The organism is Streptomyces boncukensis (assembly GCF_011045075.1).
GTDB lineage: Bacteria > Actinomycetota > Actinomycetes > Streptomycetales > Streptomycetaceae > Streptomyces > Streptomyces boncukensis.
In genome coordinates, this window is record NZ_JAAKZZ010000820.1 from 1 (window position 1) to 2,151 (window position 2,151).

General features: G+C 72.4%; 1 protein-coding gene. It reads right to left on the reverse strand.

Features of this window, described 5'->3' with window-relative positions:
- Nucleotides 1-103: 103 nt before the first annotated feature.
- Nucleotides 104-1,654: a sodium:solute symporter family protein gene (locus G5C65_RS35985; RefSeq protein ID WP_165303256.1), complete on the reverse strand. Its 1,551-nt coding sequence runs from the start codon at nt 1,652-1,654 to the stop codon at nt 104-106.
- Between the last annotated feature and the right edge of the window lie 497 nt (nt 1,655-2,151).

Consider the following 2,151-nt stretch of genomic DNA (forward strand, 5'->3'; position numbering starts at 1 on the left):
GGCGGGGCCTGCGGGGCCGCCGCGGCGGCGGCGCCGGCGTCGTCGACAGCCGACGCGGGGCCGCCGCGGCGCCAGGGCTTGTCCGTGCGTCTCATGCCCTCGCTCACGACATCGCCCCGCCGCCGCGAGCGGATCCGTCCGGTCTCAGCACCCCCGACACGCCGCGCGGTACGCCGAGCCGGCTCAGCGGAGGGCTGGTCAGCATCACGACGGCGAGGTTGACGGCGAGTCCGAGCACGCCCGCGTACACCTGGGTGTCCACCGGGCCGATCGAGAGCCGCACCAGCGAGGAGAACGCGCCCGTGTTGACCAGGCCGGTGCCGACCACCATGCCCAGCAGCCAGCCGGCGAGCAGGGAGATCCGGTGCGGTGTCCGGTGGAGCAGTCCGAGCGCGATCGTCGGCACGATCTGGAGCACCCATACGGCCCCCAGCAGATGCAGGTTGATCGCGGCCTGGTCCCGCAGTCCGAGCGCGAACGCGAGTGCGCCCAGCTTCACGACCAGCGACATCAGCCGGGCCATCCTGGTCACCTGAGCCGCCGTCGCGGTGGGACTGACGAACTCCAGGTACACGTTCCGTGCGAACAGCGTCGCCGCGCCGATGGACATCACCGCGGCCGGGACGAGCGCCGCCACGACGAGGGCGCCCAGCAGCAGCCCGGCCGCCCAGCCGGGCGCGAGGTCGAGGACGAGCAGGGGTACCGCCAGTTCGCTGCGGCCCGGCGGTGGCTCGACCCGCGCCGCGAGGGCCGCGATGCCGAAGAGCGCGAAGACTCCGAGCATGGCCGTCCAGCCCAGGAGCGTGACGGACGACCGGCGCAGGACGTCGCCGCTGCGGGCGGAGAACGCCACCATCAGGACGTGGGGGAAGGCGAACAGCGCGAGGGCCGAGCCCACCGCCAAGGACAGGTACGCCGGTGCGAGATCGGCGGCGGGCACGAGGGCGGACGCCCCGTCGCGAGCGGTGAGCGCCGCGTCAGCGCGGGCGAAGAGGGTCGCCGGCGACCCGAGCCTGGTCAGGACGAGCCCCGCGAGGGCGAGCGTCGAGCCCACGATGAGCACGGCCTTGACCGCCGAGACCAGGGTCGGCGCACGCAGGCCGTACCGGTAGGTGGAGACGGCGAGCACGGCGAACACGGCCGTCAGCGCGGCGTCGCCGGCGGCTCCGTCCGGCCGTACGCCCAGCACGCTGAGCACCGCCCTGATGCCGAGCAGCTGCAGCGCGATGTACGGCATCGTGGCGAAGATGCCGGTGAGGGACACGGCCAGGGCCAGCAGCGGCGACCCGTAGCGTTCCCGTACGAAATCGGCGACCGTGACATGCCCGTGGGCTCGCGCCGTCGCCGCCAGGCGGGGCAGCAGAACGAAGGCGATCGTGCAGATGAGCACCGTGTACGGCAGCGCGTAGAAGCCGATGCCGCCGGAGGTGAACACCGCTCCCGGCACGGCGGTGAACGTATACGCGGTGTAGACGGTGCCGCCGAGCAGACACCACACGAGGACGCCGCCCTGGCGGCGGTCGGCCAGTGCCCAGTCCTCAAGGTCCGCCCTGACCCCGCCGCCGGCGACGGAGGACCGGGCGCCCCTCAGCGCGATGGCCGAGGCCACCAGCACCACGGCCGCACACGTGGTCACCGGGACGACGTTGCTCATGACTCCTCCACGCTCGTCGTGGCCTGACGTCCGGTCGACGGATCCGTGATCTCCACCAGGGAGGCGACGGCTGTGAACGCCGTCGGCCGTGGAGAGCCGTGGAGATCCGGCCACAGCGCGGTAAACCCTCACGGGCTCACACGCAACTACCGGACACACCCCATGCCGGGAGGCCGCAGCGAGGCCGGACGTGTCGCCAACGCGGGGAGGGAAGCCCCGACAGTTCAGGAGTGAACCATTCATTCAAGCCAAAGAACAGACCCGTAGCGCCGGGAAGAAACGCGCACGCAGCGGTCTCCCACCTCCGCGGTTCACAGTTCGGGCGGCACCGGGAGGCAGCCGACGCATGTCCGAAAAGCGCCGTTAGTCGGCCCCGGGCACCGCGAGGAAATCTCCTGTCAACCGAATCGGTACGCTCGACAACTCCCGAGCAGACCGCCGCTGCCGCGGCACCGCCACCGCCGGCCCTCCCCCGGTCGAGGAGGGCCGGACCCCAC

Coding starts and splice junctions, on each gene's coding strand:
- G5C65_RS35985 (WP_165303256.1), bottom strand. CDS start 1,654: ATGAGCAACGTCGTCCCGGTGACCACGTGTGCGGCCGTGGTGCTGGTG.